Origin of the sequence: Sphingomonas oligophenolica (genome assembly GCF_006438955.1) — a bacterium.
Classification (GTDB): Bacteria; Pseudomonadota; Alphaproteobacteria; order Sphingomonadales; family Sphingomonadaceae; genus Sphingomonas; species Sphingomonas oligophenolica_A.
The window spans coordinates 193,597-208,582 of the sequence record NZ_RCZK01000004.1 but is presented as its reverse complement, the minus strand read 5'-3'; the positions used below and the strand labels follow the sequence as shown (position 1 = coordinate 208,582).

Sequence of the window (14,986 nt, the reverse complement as noted above, 5' to 3'; positions counted from 1 at the left end):
AGCGATTGCGACCCACGCCGGTCGATGCGACACCGCGGCATGACCGGCGCCACCCAGACCCAATGACGACCACGATCAAGGATGTCGCGCTGGCGAGCGGGGTGTCGATCAAGACCGTCAGTCGGGTCCTCAACAACGAACGCTATGTCGGACCGTCCACCCGCGAAAAGGTACTCCGCGCTGTAGCGGAATTGAATTTCCGGCCGAACCATGCGGCGCGGTCGTTGGCGGGGCGGCGCTCGTTCCAGGTGGCGCTGGTCTGTGACAATCCCAGTCCCGCCTATGTCTATGCGATGCAGCAGGGGATTCGCGACCGGTGCGAAGCCGACGGGGTTCGGGTCCTCGCCCAGCCCTATGATCGGGGGTCGCCGCGGCTGCTCGCCGATCTCGACGCGCTGATCGCGACGAGCGGCCCCGACGGCGTCATCCTCACGCCCCCGCTGTCCGACAACGAAGCCGTGCTCGCGCTGCTGGCGGCGCGGGGGATCCGCTTCGCCCGGGTGTCGCCGGGGACACGGCCGGGGCTCGCACCGTCGACCTTCATCGACAATGTCGCGGCGGCACGCGAATTGACCACGCATCTGATCGCGCGCGGCCACCGGCGGATCGCGCACATCGCGGGGTCGAGCGACTATGCGACCAGCGCGCAGCGCGTCGCGGGATATAAGGCCGCGCACGACGCGGCGGGAATCGAGATCGATCCGGGCTTCGTCGTATCGGGTCGCTATGATTTCGCCAGCGGGGCCGAGGCGGCTGACCTGCTCCTGTCCCGCGCCGAGCCCCCCACCGCGATCTTCGCGGGCTCCGACGAGATGGCGGCGGGGGCATTGATGGTCGCGCATCGCCGCGGCCTCGCGATCCCCGGCGATGTCGCGATCGCCGGGTTCGGCGACGACGCGTTGGCAAGCTACGTCTGGCCACCGTTGACGACGATGCGCCAGCCAGTGCGCGAACTGGCCTGGAACGCCGCCGACCTGCTGCTCGGCGATGCCGAGGCGGACGAGCAGCGTGAATTGGCGCATGCGCTCGTGGTACGCGCGTCGACCTAGCCGATCAGCCACTCGGTCGCGCCGAGCGCCAGCACGAACGCGGTCACCGTCGCCGCCAGGATCACCAGCAGCGGGCGCGGACCCGCCTTCACCAGTTGCGCCATCGGCGATCGGATCGCGGTCGCGGTGACTGCAGCTGCTAGCAGCCCGGTCGCCAGCGCCTCGGCTGCCCTCGTCGCAGGCGCCGGGATCACTCCGGTAGAATTGACGCCCGCGAGCAGGAAGAATCCGATCACGAACCACGGGATGCCGACGCCCGTGCCCGCGGTGCCGCGCGGCAGGAACAGCGCGACGATCGCGAGCACCGGGGCGAGCAACGCGACGCGGGTCAGCTTCACGATCGCGGCGATCTGCCCTGCGCCGTCGGAATAGGAATAGCCCGCACCCAGCGCCTGCGCGACGTCGTGGATCGACGCGCCGAGCAGGAACCCGGCGCGCAAATCCGACAGCGCCAGCGCGTGCGCCGCGAGCGGATAGAGCACCATCGCGCTCGCGCTCATCGCCGAAATCCCGACCAGGACCAGCGTCAGTTGCGCCTGGCTTGCGCGCCGCTCGCCGAGCAGCGTCGCCAACGCCAGCGCGGCAGATGCGCCGCAGATCGCGACCGCGCCCCCCGCCAGCGTCCCGAACGCGCTGTCGTACCCGAGCCGCCGCGCGGCGAGGATCCCGACCCCGATCGTCGCCGCGACGATCCCGAACACCGCGAGCAGCGCGACCGGGCCGAGCGCGGCGATCTGCCCGAAGGTAATCCGCACCCCGACCAGCACGATCCCCCACCGCAGCAACGACCGCGACGCGAACGCGAGCCCGGGTGTCAGCCGCACATCCCCCGACAGGAAATTGAGCGCCAGCCCGATCAGCAGCGCCATCAGCGTCAGCGGCGCACCATAGCGATCCGCGATGAACCCCGCGGCCAGCGTGCCCGCCGCGACGATGGTCAACCCTGGCACGTAATCGCGCCAGGTGACACGCGGGCTCGGTTCGAGATCGCCGTACAAATCGGCGGCGGCGGGTAGCGGGCGCTGGGTGGCGGCACGATCGGTCATGCGACAAAGCTGTAGCGCGGAGACGTCGTCTATGACAACGTTATCGGAACGCGACGCGGGAGAGCAGAGTGATGACCGATCGGAAGCGCTGGATCATTGTTGCGCTCGTGTTCGTCGCGATCATGCTCAACTATGTCGATCGCCAGATCCTGGCACTGCTGAAGCCGACGCTGGAAACCGAGTTCCACTGGTCGGACCAGGATTACGCCAACATGCTCTCGGCGTTCCAGGTCGCCGCCGCGGTCGCGTTCCTCGGCACCGGCTGGTTCATCGATCGCGTCGGGTTGAAACTGGGCTTCGCGCTCGGCGTCGCGGTCTGGAGCCTCGCGGGCATGGCGCATGCGATTGTCGGTAGCGTCGCCGGATTCATCACCGCGCGCGTCGTGCTGGGGGGTGCCGAATCGATCGGTACACCCGCCGCGGTCAAATCCGCGGCGGTCTATTTCACGCAAAAGGAGCGTTCGATCGCGCTCGGCATCGGCAACACCGCGCCCAATATCGGCGCAGTGGTGACGCCGCTGGTCGTCCCCGCGCTCGCGGTCGCGTTCGGGTGGCGCGCCGCCTTCCTCGCCGCGGGTGCGCTCGGGTTGATCTGGGTCGCGGTCTGGTTGTCGGTCCGCATCCCCGCGGTCGTCGAAGACGGCGTCCGCCCCGCGCCGATCCGCTGGGCCGATCTGTTCCGGCGCCGCGAAACCGCGGCGATCGCGATCGCCAAAGTGCTGTCCGACCAGGTGTGGTTCTTCATGCTCGCATGGCTCCCCGACCTGTTCCACCGGATGTTCGGGCTGCCACAGGGCACCGTCGGTCTGCCGGTCGCGCTCGCCTATGCGATGGCGGCGGCAGGTGCCCTCACTGGCGGTTGGCTACCGACCCGGCTGATGGCGAACGGGTGGAGCGTCAACCGCGCGCGTAAAGGCACGATGCTGCTCTATGCCGTGCTCGTCTTGCCGGTAACATTGGTGCTGATCGTCGACGATGCCTGGTCGGCGGCGCTGCTGCTCGGGCTGGGGCTGTTCGCGCACCAGGGTTTCTCCACCAACTTGTTCGCGCTGGCGACCGACATCGTGCCCGCGCGCGCGGTCGGATCGACGATCGGGATCGCCGCCTTTTGCGGCAACATGTGGTCGATCGTCCTGATCCAGCTCGCCGCGGTGTCGCTCGCAGCGGGCTATGGTTATGGCCCGCTGCTCGCGATCTGTTCGGTGTCCTATCTGCTTGCGCTCGGTTGTATCCAGCTGATCATCCCGCACATCGTGGCGGTGCCCGACGACGGATCAGGCGCCGTCGCGATGGCGCACTGAAGCCGCGTCGGCACCGTTCAGAAGTTCACCCGCCCCGTCACCCCATAATAGCGATCCGCCTCGCGCGGGATGATGTAGCGATAGCTGCCGCCCGGCCCCCCGCTCGTGATCGCCGAGGCGAAGCTGGTATCGAACAGGTTCTTGACGGTGAAGGTGATCCGGAACAGGTCGTCGCGCTGGACGATCCCCGCCGACAGGTCGACCAGGCCATAGGCCTTGATCGTGGTTGCCGCCCGGATCGCCGCGCTGGCATCAAGCTGCGAGATTTGACTCGACTGATAGCTCCCCTGCGCGCCCAGTGCGAGATCGACCACACCGCCGGTGCGATACCGATAGTCCGCGCCGAGCGTTCCCTTCCACTTCGGCGCGTAGCCGAGCGTCGTACCCGACGGCACCACCCCGGTCGTGACACCGTTGGTCGGCACCTTGAACTGATCGATGTGCGCGTCGGTATAGGCAACCCCGCCCGAGAAACTCAGGTCGCGCACCGGCTGGAACAACAGGTCCGCCTCCGCCCCGCGCGTCGAAATCTCGCCCGCATTGGTGAAGCGCGTGACCAGCACGCCCGCGACGATGTCGGGGTTGTTCGCCTGGAAATTATGATATTTCGCGTAATAGGCGGCGAGGTTGAGGACGAGCTTGCCGTCGAGGAACGTGTTCTTCAACCCTACCTCATAGCTGTCGGCGGTTTCCGGCGCGATCACGTTGGTGCCGGTCGCGGTCAGATTGTAGAAGACGTTGAACGCGGGGCCTTTGTAGCCGCGCGAATAAGTGGCGTAGGCGGTCGACTGACGCACGATGTCGAACTGGACGCCTGCCTTGCCCGACAGATTGTCGCTGGTGGTCTTGCCGTTGAACGGCCCGAAGCTCGGCTGGATTCCAGGTCCTGCGAGCGGCGTGTTGCGCGTCAGGAAGACGTTGAGCTGGTCGGTCGTGTAGCGCAAACCCCCGATCAGGCGCAGCCGATCCGACAGGTTGAGCGTGGATTGGCCGAAGAAGGCGAGGTTCTTGAAGGTCGACCCGAACACCGCGGTGCCCTGCGGTCGCGTCACGGTCAGCCCCGGCGTGGTGCACGGGGTCAGTGCGCTCGGCGTCGGCGTGGCGGAACAGACGATATCGAACCGGCTGAAGCTCCGCTCGGTATAGGCGCGCGAATAATACGCCCCGACGACATAGCTGAAGAACTGGTCGGCGGGCGAGGTCAGACGGATTTCCTGGGTCAGCGTATTGCTGACCTGCGGTCCGAAATCATGAAGCTGGATCAGCCCGATATAGGCCTGTGGTAGCCAGTCGCCGTCGCGAATCTCCTCGTTGTCGTACTCGCGATACGAACCGATATACGTCACCGTCTGGTTGCCGAGCGTCCAGTCGAGCTCGCCCGATACACCCCAGCTCTTCTCATTGGCCGAGGTAACGAGATTTTGGCTGATCGTGCGCGATTTGTTGCCGAGCGGGGTGGGCAGCACGGTGGCGGCGAGGTTCGTCGGGCGCGTCCCGATGATTTCCGCGCAGCAATTGTCGTGGCTCTCGCGATAATCCGCGATCAGCGTGAAGCTGACATCGGGGGTCGGATCGACGACGACGATCCCGCGCACGCCGTAATGCTCATATCCGTTCACCCGGTCGCCGCCCTGCGCCAGATTGCGGATATTGCCATCGTAATGGCCGTAGAAACCAGTGATCCGGCTCTTGATGATCCCCGACAGCGGCAGGTCGACCGCGCCGCGAACGCGATATTCGTTGCCGTTGGTGTAATAGCCGCCTTCGAGAAAGCCGCCGAAATCGTCGCCCGGTCGCTTGGTGACGATATTGATCACCCCGGCGCTGGTGTTCTTGCCGAACAGCGTGCCCTGTGGCCCGCGCAGCACCTCGATCCGATCGACGTCGATCAGGTCGCTGAACGCCTCGCCGGCACGGCTGTAGACCACCCCGTCGACGACGGTGGAAATCGACGGCTCGCCTGCGATCGAGAAGGTCGAGGTGCCGACCCCGCGCAGGAACAGCGACTGGTTGATCGCGGTTCCCGATTTGCGGAAGTTGAGCGTCGGCACCAGATATTGCGCGCTTTCGAGGTTCGTCCCGCCCTTGGCGCTGATCGCGTCGCCCGAGATGACCGACACCGCGACCGGGACATCCTGCAACCGCTCCGAGCGTTTCTGCGCGGTGACGACGATGTCTCCAGGCTCGTTCTGGTCAGCGGTGGGCGGCGGCGTTTCGCCCGCAACGGGATCGGGCCGGGTCGCATCGCTCGGCGGAGTCGCTTCCTTTTGCGCCAGTGCAGGGCTGGCCAGTAGCAGCGCGGCGATTCCCGCGCTCGTCAGAAACATCGTCTTCATCTCTTCCTCCCCATCCCGCTCCTTGGCGGATTGCTTGTCGTGTCGCGATCGATCGTCGGCGACTGGTCGTCGCGTCGTCGTTAGAAACCCAGTTCGCTCATCGTCACCACGCGGTGTTCGCGCGCGCTGATCTCCGCCGCGGTGCCGATCGCGACCGCCATCAGCCCGTCGCGCGCGGTTACCTCGACGGATCCCTCGCCGCGTACCGCCGCGATGAATTTCTGATGTTCGTAGAAGGTCGAGCCGTGGTGGCTGCCCGCCTCCAGCGCGGCCTGGTCGACCGCGACTACCCGGCGCGAGGGGCGCTTGGGATTGCGGAAACCGACCCGCGGCGAATGGACCAGCGCGCCCTCGGGGATCAGCACCTCGAGCCGCGCCGCATCGCCGACCGCCGCGATCTCCTCCTGGTTTTCCGCGCCGTCGGCGAACATCGACAGATCGAGCATCGCGCGCACGCCATTGGCGAAATCGACCGTCGTATAGCTGTTGTCGATGATGTCGGGGCGTTCGGGTCCGGTGCCGCTGTCATAACGCTCGTCGAGATGATTGACGTCCATCGCGCCCGAACAATAGACGCGCACCGCCTCGGACTGCGTGATCAGCCGCATCAGGTCGAAGAAATGACAGCATTTCTCCACCATCGTGCCGCCGGTGTTGCGCGCGAACCGGTTCCAGTCGCCCACCTTGGGCAAGAACGGAAACCGATGCTCGCGGATCGACAGCATCTGCAAGCGCCCGATCGCGCCGCCATGGATTTCGTCGATGAACGTCGCGGCGGGCGGCATGTAGCGATATTCCATCGCGGTCCAGAACGGCGCATCGCTGGCCTCGGCCTGCTCGACGATCCAGCGCGCATCTTCGATCGTCGTCGCGAGCGGCTTCTCGCACAGGATCGCGATCCCCTCGCCGAACAACGGCGTCAGCACCTCGCGATGGGTATGGTTGGGACTGGCGACGATCACCGCGTCGACCAGCCCGCTCATCGCCAACGCCTGCGAATCGGCAAAGGTGGCGACGCCATCGGCCCGCTCGCCCAACGCATCGGACGCCCAACCGAGCGACGCCGCGGTCGGGTCGGCGATCGCGGTCACCACCGCACCGGGCGTGATCGCGAGGTTGGCGAGATGCTCGACGCCCATCATCCCGGTTCCCACCAACCCGTAACGGACTTGCTCTTCCGGCATTCCTCATCCTAATATGACAGCGATGTCTGAAATCCACCTTACACCCGATTCGCGGCCCCTCGGCAAGAGCGGAATCCAAGTTTCCCCGATCGCCTGGGGCATGTGGCGCTTCGCTGGTCAGTCGGAGGATGTCGGCCGGACGTTGATCGAGGCGGCGTTTGCCGCTGGGGTCACCTTCTTCGACACCGCCGATATCTATGGCTTCGATGGCAGCGGCGGATTCGGCGATGCCGAGGCGCTACTCGGTCGCGTGTTCGCCGCGTCGCCCGGGCTGCGCGACCGGATGGTGCTCGCGACCAAGGGCGGGATCACCCCGCCGGTGCCGTATGATTCGGGTCGCGACTATCTGATGGCTGCGCTCGATGCGTCGCTGCGTCGGCTGCAGGTCGATCACGTCGATCTGTACCAGATTCACCGCCCCGATATCCTGACCCACCCCCACGAGGTCGCCCGGACGCTCGAGGACATGGTGGCGTCGGGCAAGGTGCGCAGCATCGGCGTGTCGAACTATACCCCCCACCAGACCCGGACCTTGGCGTCGTTCCTCACCGGGGTCCCGCTGGCGAGCCAGCAACCCGAATTCTCGCCGCTGTGCCTCGATCCGATGATCGATGGATCGTTCGACCAGGCGATGAAACACGATGTCGCGATCCTCGCCTGGTCGCCGCTCGGCGGCGGACGGGTCGCGAGACCGACCACCCCGCGCGAGCAGGCGGTCGCCGCCGCGCTCGACGTCGTCGCGGCGAAGTTCGGGGTCGATCGGTCGGCCGCCACCTACAGCTGGATCATGGCGCATCCGGCGCGCGCGATCCCGATCGTCGGCACGCAGAACGCGAGCCGGATCGCCGAACTGGCCGATGCCTACAAGATCATCTGGTCGCGTGAGGACTGGTATGCGGTGCTCACCGCCGCGCGCGGGGAGAAGCTGCCATGACGACGGGTCCGTGCGAGATTTCTTGGTTTTCCGCGTTGTGCGACGATGATTACGAATTCCTCGGCCAGCCCGACCCCGGGCTCGCATCGAGCTGGGAACATTGCCGCGACATCGTGATGCAGGCGGAAACCGGCGGGTTCGACAACATCCTGCTCCCCTCGGGCTATGCACTCGGGATCGACACCACCGCGTTCGCCGCGGGGATCGCGGCGCTGACGAGGCGGATCAGACTGCTGATGGCGGTGCGGGTCGGCGAATCCTGGCCCCCCCAGCTCGCGCGCCAAATCGCGACGATCGACCGGATGACCGGCGGGCGGCTGACGATCAACATCATCTCGTCCGATCTGCCCGGCGAAACGCTTGCCTCCGCCCCGCGCTACGCACGCACCGTCGAGGCGATGGATATCCTGAAAACACTGCTCAACGGCGAACCGCTCGATCACCAGGGCGAATTCTGGCAGCTCAAGGTCGATCCGCCGCGCATCGGCACTGTCTCGGGCAAGGCGCCACTGCTCTATTTCGGGGGCCTCTCTCCGCACGCGCGCGAAGCCGCGGCCAAGGGCTGCGACGTATTCCTGATGTGGCCCGACAAGAAGGAAGTGGTCGCCGAGATCATCGCCGACATGACCGCGCGCGCCGCCGCGCACGGCCGCACGCTCCGCTTCGGCTATCGCGCTCACGTCGTCGTCCGCGACACCGAGGCCGAAGCGCGCGCCTATGCCGACCGCCTGCTCTCGAAACTCGACGCGCAGCAAGGCGCTGATATCCGCGCCAAATCGCTCGATTCGACCTCCGCCGGGGTCGCCGCGCAGGCGGCGCTGCGCGAGACGGCGGCGGACGATGGCTATGCCGAGGACAATCTTTGGACCGGCGTCGGCCGCGCCCGATCGGGCTGCGGTGCCGCAATCGTCGGCGATCCCGACCAGGTGCTCGCCAAGCTGCGGATGTACCAGGACATGGGGATCGAGGCGTTTATCCTGTCAGGCTACCCCCATGCCGCCGAAGCCGACCTGTTCGCGCGCCATGTACTGACCCACATCGACCACGCGCCCCTGCCGAACTGACCCGCGTCAATCGGCTGCCAGCCGCGCCCGTGCCCATGCCGCCGCCTCGCGCACGACCTCCGACGCGTCGTCCGCCAGCCGATCGAGCGCAGGGACCAGCGCGGGGTCGTCGCTGTTGCCTGCGGCGATCGCCGCGTTCCTGACCATGCGATCGCGCCCGATCCGCTTGATCGGGCTGCCTGCGAACACTTGGCGAAATCCCGCATCGTCGAGCGCCAGTAAGTCGGCAAGCGCAGGCGCGGCAAGTTCCGCGCGGGGCGCGAAGGCGAGGTTCGCGCTCGCGGCGTGCGCGAACTTGTTCCACGGGCACACCGCCAGGCAATCGTCGCAGCCATAGATGCGGTTGCCGATCGCTTCCCTGAACTCGTGCGGGATCGACCCGGCGTGCTCGATCGTCAGATACGAGATGCAGCGCCGCGCATCCAGCCGATACGGCGCGGGGAAGGCGTCGGTCGGGCAGGCGCGCTGGCACGCGTCACACGAACCGCACGTGTCGCTTCCCGGCCTGTCGGGCACCAGATCGAGCGTCGTGTAGATCGCGCCGAGGAACAGCCAGCTGCCATGATCGCGGCTGACGAGATTGGTGTGCTTGCCCTGCCAGCCCAATCCCGCCGCCTCGGCGAGCGGCTTTTCCATCACCGGGGCAGTGTCGACGAAGACCTTCAGGTCGCACCCCGCCTCTCCCGCGAGCCAGCGACCCAGCGCCTTCAACTGGCGTTTGACGACGTCGTGATAGTCGCCGCCCTGCGCATAGACCGAAATCCGCCCGATATCGCTCTCCCCCGCCAGCGCGAGCGGATCGATCGTGGGAGCGTAGCTCATCCCCAGCGCGATCACGCTCCTGACCTCCGGCCATAGCGCCCGCGGGGTTTCGCGCTGATGCGCGCGCGTCTCCATCCAGATCATGTCGCCATGCCGCCCCTCGTCGAGCCATTGGCGCAGCCGCGCGGCGGTTTGCGGCGCGGCGTCGGCGCGCGCGATGCCACAGGCCGCGAAGCCTAGTTCGGCGGCCATCGCCTTGATCCGGTGGGCCAGCCCCTGGGCGGACTGGTCTTCAGACTGGCGTTCTGGCTTGTCTTCGCGCACCCCGCCCCGCTACCACAACCTTCTGCGCAAAGGGGAAATTCGTGGGCGATGCATCGGCGGTCACCGCCACCGGGTTGGTCAAGAAATTCGGCGGGCGGCGCGTCGTCGACGGCGTCGACCTGACGGTGCCGACCGGCGCGATCTACGGCGTGCTCGGCCCCAACGGCGCGGGCAAGACCACGACGCTGCGGATGTTGCTCGGGATCATCGAGCCCGATGGCGGCGAGCGATCGGTACTCGGCCACGCCAACCCACGCGCGGTAAGCGATTCGATCGGCTATTTGCCCGAAGAGCGCGGTCTCTATCCCGCGATGAAGGCACGCGATGCGATCGCGTTCCTCGGCGCGCTGCGCGGGCTCGATCGCAAGACGGGACGCGCGCGCGCCGCCGCGATGATGGAAGAGGTCGGGCTCGGGCATGCGGTCGACGAGAAGATCCGGAAGCTCTCCAAGGGGATGGCGCAGCTCGTCCAGTTGCTCGGATCGGTGGTCCACCGCCCTGCGCTGCTCGTCCTCGACGAACCGTTTTCCGGGCTCGACCCGGTCAACCAGGAAAAGCTCGAAGCGTTTATCCTGGCCGAGCGCGATCGTGGCGCGACGATTCTGTTCTCGACCCACATCATGAGCCATGCCGAACGGATCTGCGACCGGCTGGCGATCATCGCGGGCGGCAAGCGACGGTTCGAAGGCACCGTCGACGATGCGCGCGGGATGTTGCCGCAGCGCGTGCTCTACACCCCGCGCGATCCCGGCGACGCGGTCGCTGCCGCGCTGCCGCGCGATGCGGTCCGCGACGGCGCGGTGTGGCGATTCGAGCTTCCCGACGGCGGAATCGAGCCGTGGCTCGCGACGCTGATCGAGCGCGGCCACGGCATCGCCGGGCTGTCGATCGAACGGCCCGGGCTCCACGAAGCGTTCGTCAGCATCGTCGGGCGCGACGCGATCGAGGCGGCGGGTGAGCCGGTCGCGCCGGGGATGGCGGCATGAGCGGCCACCTGCGGCGGACGATCCGCCAGACGCTAACGATCGCGCGGCGCGATTTCGTCGCGACGGTCTTCACCCCGATCTTCCTGCTTTTCCTGTTCGCGCCGGTCATCATGGGCTCGTTCGGCGCGATCGGCGGGATGGGCGCGGCCAGCGTCTCGGGCGGCAGCGCGGGCAAGACCCGCATCGTCGCGATCCTCCCGCGGGCCGCAGCCCCGACGATCGCCGCGGCGGACACGCGGCTGCGCGCGGCGTTCCGCAATCCCGACGAGGAGCCGCCGCCGCTGACGACGGTCGATCCGACCACCGATCCCGCTGCGCAGGCGCGCGCCGCCTTCGCCAGCCCGGATTATGATGCCTCCGCGGTGCTCTACGGCCCGATCGCCGCGCCGCAGATCCTCTACGGCCCACGCGGCGCGCGTGCGGCGGAATATCTGACGCTGCTTGCGGGCGAGACGCTCGCGGCCGAACGGCTGGGCGGTAACGCGCCACAGGTGGTCGCGACCAAAACCCAGATGTCGCGCGCAACGCCCTCGGCAAGCGGACAACATGAATCCGCCTTCTTCGCGGTGTTCGGGATCTTCTTCCTGACGCTGTTCCTGTCGGGGCAGGTCGTCGGCACAATGGCGGAGGAGCGCAACAACAAGGTAATTGAGGTGCTCGCCGCCGCGGTACCGCTCGAATCGGTGTTTCTGGGCAAGCTGATCGGGATGTTCGGGGTCGCGGTGCTGTTCGTCGCCTTCTGGGGGACGGTGATCGCGCAGATCGGGTCGCTGCTGCCCGCCAGCGCCGCGCCCGCACTGGCCGAACTGGTGCCCGCGGTCGGCCTGCCGATGTTCGCGCTGCTGTTCGGCACCTATTTCACGATGGCGTATCTGCTGTTGGGATCGGTGTTCCTGGGCGTCGGCGCACAGGCCTCGACGATGCGCGAAATCCAGATGCTCTCGCTGCCGATCACGATCCTTCAGGTCGCGATGTTCGCGCTGGCGACCGCGGCGGCCTCGCATCCGGGGACATGGATCGCGACGATCGCCGACGTCCTGCCGCTCTCTTCCCCGTTCGCGATGGCGGGGCACGCCGCGAACAGCCCAGCGCTGTGGCCGCACGTCGCCGCGATCGCATGGCAGCTGCTGTGGGTCGCGATCTTCATCGCGGTCGGCGCGCGCCTCTTCCGCCGCGGCGTGCTGCAGTCGGGGAGCGCCAAGCCGAGATGGCGGCGCGCCAAGCCCAATTGACATGAATGTCAGTTAAGGGGCATTCTTGGGTCAAAGGAGAGACCAGGATGGCGACACTCGCACACGATGCCCAGCCGCAGATCGAGATCGACCCGCTCGACGTCAGCCGCGCAGAGCTCTACGCCGAAGATCGGTGGCAGGCGCCATTCGCGCAGCTACGTGCCGACTCCCCGGTTCACCGCGTCGAGCATTCCGATTTCGGCGCCTATTGGTCGGTGTCGAGCTACAAGCCGATCGTCGAGGTCGAATCGCTCCCCGAACTCTATTCATCCGAAGTCGGCGGGATCACGCTGGCCGATTTCCTCCCCGAAAACGACGTGCGGATGCCGATGTTCATCGCGCGCGACCGCCCCGTTCACACCGGGCAACGCCGCAGCGTTTCGCCCGCCTTCACCCCGTCGGAAATGACGCGGATGTCCGACGATATCCGCGGGCGGACCGCCGATATTCTCGACAGTCTCGATTGGAACAAGGAATTCGACTGGGTCGATACTGTGTCGATCGAGCTGACCACGCAGATGCTCGCGATCCTGTTCGATTTCCCCTGGGAGGATCGCCGCAAGCTGACGTTCTGGTCCGACTGGGCGGGCGATATCGAGCTGATCAAGGACGAACCGTCACGGCTCAAGCGGCTCGAATATATGTACGAATGCGGCACCTATTTCCAGAATCTGTGGAATCAAAAGGTCGATAAACCGCAGACCCCCGACCTGATCAGCATGATGATCCATTCGGACGCGATGAGCCAGATGGACCAGTTCGAATTCATCGGGAACCTGATCCTGCTGATCGTCGGTGGCAACGACACCACGCGCAACACGATGTCGGGGCTCGCCTATGGGCTCGATCAATTCCCCGACGAACGCGCCAAGCTCGAAGCGAACCCGGCGCTGATCCCCAATACGGTCAGCGAGATCATCCGCTGGCAGACCCCGCTGTCGCACATGCGCCGCACCGCAACCCAGGATACCGAACTTCACGGGCAGCAGATCAAGGAAGGCGACAAGCTCGCGCTGTGGTACATTTCCGCCAACCGCGACCGTAGCGTGTTCGGCGACGACGCCGACAAGATCGTCGTCGACCGCGCCAATGCGCGCCGCCACTTGGCATTCGGCCACGGCATCCACCGTTGTGTCGGCGCGCGCCTCGCCGAAATGCAGATCGCAATTCTGCTTGAGGAAATGGCCAAACGGCGGATGCGCGTGAACGTCACCGGCGAACCGACCCGCGTCGCAGCGTGCTTCGTCCACGGCTATCGGTCGATGCCGGTCGAGATCAGCAAATACTGATCGACTGAGCTAGCAATCGGCCCGCAGCGGCCCAGAGAGTACGACGTTACGTAGATCCGTTCGTGCTGAGCTTGGCGAAGCGCAGAGAGACCCACGCCCTTCGCCAAGCTCAGCGGATCGAGCTGAGCGAACGTCATCTTGCGCACGACGGACGAAATTTCGCGCGGTTCCGTATCCTTTTGCCGGGTTGATCCGTATCTACATCATTGTCGATAAGGAGAAATTCGTGATGACCCCCGATCGCCGCTCGTTTCTGGCTCTCACCGGCACCGCCGCCGCCGGTGCCGTATTGTGGGGTTGGCGGAGCACACCCGCGGACGCTGCCGCCGAAACATTCCCGGTGTCCAAGACCCCCGCGCAATGGAAGGCGCAACTCGGCCCCGCCGCCTATAACGTGCTGCGCGAGGCGGGGACCGAACGCCCCGGTTCCAGCCCGCTCAACGACGAGCATCGTGCCGGGATCTTCCACTGCAAGGGGTGCGACAACGCGCTCTATTCGTCGAAGACCAAGTTCGACAGCGGCACCGGATGGCCGAGCTTCTGGGCTCCGCTCGATGGCGCGATCGTGACCAAGACCGACCGGTCGATGCTGATGGCGCGGACCGAGGTCCGCTGCGCGCGCTGCGGTGGCCACCAAGGCCATGTGTTCAACGACGGTCCCAAGCCGACCGGCAAACGCTATTGCATGAACGGCGTGTCGATGACGTTCAAACCCGGCAAGGCGTAACCTGCTCGCCGCGTCGCCGGTGGCGGTGTCAGTTCGCCGCCACCGGGACGACCGGGACGCTCGCCGACGTCGCGATGATCGTGCCGGTCGGCAGCGGGATGACGTCGTCGGTATCGACCGTGGGCGCGCCATCGGCGTAGATGAAGCCGCGGACGGGATAGGCGGAGGTCCCGAGATCGCCGAGCGGCGCGTACCAGACCTTCACTTCGCTCCAGTCGCCCGCCGCCGAGACATCGACTGCGCGGACGCCGGTTTCGATGCCTCCGGGGCGTGACCAGTTGGCGTGGGTCAACAGGACTTCGCGATCGCTGACGATCTTCGATACCATCGCGACATGACCGACGCGCATCCGGCTGGTCGATTCAAACGCCATCACCGCACCGACCTTGGGCGCCGCGCCGCGCTGGTAATGACCCGCGGCCTGGCTCCACCAGGTGTTGGCGTTGCCGTGGATATCGACCCCAGAAATCTCGCGGGCATAGGGGGCGCATTGCCAGAACCGCGCGGAGGCCGGAGCCGCCGTCATCAGAATGCACGAAACCACCAGCGCAAACCGCGCCGTCAACTGCTTGAACGTCATCTTGACCCCCCGGCCTGAAACCCGTTTGTCCAGTTCGGGCTAGCCGAGGGTTTTGCGATTACCAACCTCGGCGGGAACCTTTTCGGGTGAACGGTGTTCGCCCCCCGATGAACCGCTCACCGCGCGACGAAGCGAGGCGGAATAGCTGACCTATTCAGCGCAAACGCTCCCG

Annotated in this window: 13 protein-coding genes; 8 read left to right on the top strand and 5 right to left on the bottom strand. The window is 66.5% G+C overall.

The window, feature by feature from the left end:
• Nucleotides 1–62 precede the first annotated feature (62 nt).
• The gene (locus EAH84_RS07095; RefSeq protein ID WP_140869846.1) at nucleotides 63–1,049 is read left to right on the top strand and encodes a LacI family DNA-binding transcriptional regulator; all 987 of its coding nucleotides are present in this window, start codon (nucleotides 63–65) and stop codon (nucleotides 1,047–1,049) included.
• Here EAH84_RS07095 and EAH84_RS07090 read toward each other — a convergent pair.
• On the bottom strand, nucleotides 1,046–2,095 hold the full coding sequence (locus tag EAH84_RS07090; RefSeq protein WP_140869843.1) for a YeiH family protein: 1,050 nt from the start codon (nucleotides 2,093–2,095) through the stop codon (nucleotides 1,046–1,048). The two genes, EAH84_RS07095 and EAH84_RS07090, sit on opposite strands and share 4 nt — an antisense overlap.
• Nucleotides 2,096–2,166: 71 nt before the next feature.
• On the opposite strand from EAH84_RS07090, the gene EAH84_RS07085 reads away from it, so the two are divergent.
• Complete coding sequence (locus tag EAH84_RS07085; protein ID WP_140869840.1) at nucleotides 2,167–3,396, top strand: MFS transporter; 1,230 nt, start codon at nucleotides 2,167–2,169, stop codon at nucleotides 3,394–3,396.
• Nucleotides 3,397–3,413: 17 nt separating this feature from the next.
• Here the strand turns inward: EAH84_RS07085 and EAH84_RS07080 are convergent, their stop codons facing one another.
• Both EAH84_RS07080 and EAH84_RS07075 read right to left on the bottom strand, forming a co-directional pair.
• The gene (locus EAH84_RS07080) at nucleotides 3,414–5,732 is read right to left on the bottom strand and encodes a TonB-dependent receptor (protein WP_140869837.1); all 2,319 of its coding nucleotides are present in this window, start codon (nucleotides 5,730–5,732) and stop codon (nucleotides 3,414–3,416) included.
• A gap of 80 nt (nucleotides 5,733–5,812) precedes the next feature.
• Nucleotides 5,813–6,916: a Gfo/Idh/MocA family protein gene (locus EAH84_RS07075; RefSeq protein WP_140869834.1), complete on the bottom strand. Its 1,104-nt coding sequence runs from the start codon at nucleotides 6,914–6,916 to the stop codon at nucleotides 5,813–5,815.
• A 22-nt stretch (nucleotides 6,917–6,938) separates the two neighbouring features.
• On the opposite strand from EAH84_RS07075, the gene EAH84_RS07070 reads away from it, so the two are divergent.
• Nucleotides 6,939–7,850, top strand: a complete 912-nt coding sequence (locus tag EAH84_RS07070; protein ID WP_140869831.1) for an aldo/keto reductase — start codon at nucleotides 6,939–6,941, stop codon at nucleotides 7,848–7,850.
• A complete protein-coding gene (locus tag EAH84_RS07065; protein WP_140869828.1) occupies nucleotides 7,847–8,914 on the top strand; it encodes an LLM class flavin-dependent oxidoreductase in 1,068 nt (355 codons plus the stop codon). Before EAH84_RS07070 ends, EAH84_RS07065 begins: the two co-directional genes overlap by 4 nt.
• 6 nt (nucleotides 8,915–8,920) lie before the next feature.
• On the opposite strand, the gene queG is transcribed toward EAH84_RS07065, so the two are convergent.
• A complete protein-coding gene (queG, locus tag EAH84_RS07060) occupies nucleotides 8,921–10,000 on the bottom strand; it encodes a tRNA epoxyqueuosine(34) reductase QueG (protein WP_425326445.1) in 1,080 nt (359 codons plus the stop codon).
• A 41-nt stretch (nucleotides 10,001–10,041) separates the two neighbouring features.
• Here queG and EAH84_RS07055 point away from each other — a divergent pair, with 41 nt between their 5' ends.
• The 4 genes from EAH84_RS07055 (at nucleotide 10,042) to msrB (ending at nucleotide 14,234) form a co-directional block, all read left to right on the top strand.
• On the top strand, nucleotides 10,042–10,986 hold the full coding sequence (locus tag EAH84_RS07055) for an ABC transporter ATP-binding protein (protein WP_140869825.1): 945 nt from the start codon (nucleotides 10,042–10,044) through the stop codon (nucleotides 10,984–10,986).
• Nucleotides 10,983–12,218, top strand: a complete 1,236-nt coding sequence (locus EAH84_RS07050) for an ABC transporter permease (protein WP_140869823.1) — start codon at nucleotides 10,983–10,985, stop codon at nucleotides 12,216–12,218. Before EAH84_RS07055 ends, EAH84_RS07050 begins: the two co-directional genes overlap by 4 nt.
• A 47-nt stretch (nucleotides 12,219–12,265) precedes the next feature.
• Complete coding sequence (locus EAH84_RS07045) at nucleotides 12,266–13,507, top strand: cytochrome P450 (RefSeq protein ID WP_140869820.1); 1,242 nt, start codon at nucleotides 12,266–12,268, stop codon at nucleotides 13,505–13,507.
• Between the two features lie 229 nt (nucleotides 13,508–13,736).
• Nucleotides 13,737–14,234 carry a peptide-methionine (R)-S-oxide reductase MsrB gene (gene msrB, locus EAH84_RS07040; RefSeq protein ID WP_140869817.1) on the top strand — a complete coding sequence of 166 codons (498 nt, stop codon included), beginning with the start codon at nucleotides 13,737–13,739 and terminating at the stop codon, nucleotides 14,232–14,234.
• 28 nt (nucleotides 14,235–14,262) lie between these two features.
• Here the strand turns inward: msrB and EAH84_RS07035 are convergent, their stop codons facing one another.
• On the bottom strand, nucleotides 14,263–14,814 hold the full coding sequence (locus tag EAH84_RS07035; RefSeq protein WP_140869814.1) for a CHAP domain-containing protein: 552 nt from the start codon (nucleotides 14,812–14,814) through the stop codon (nucleotides 14,263–14,265).
• Nucleotides 14,815–14,986: the final 172 nt, after the last annotated feature.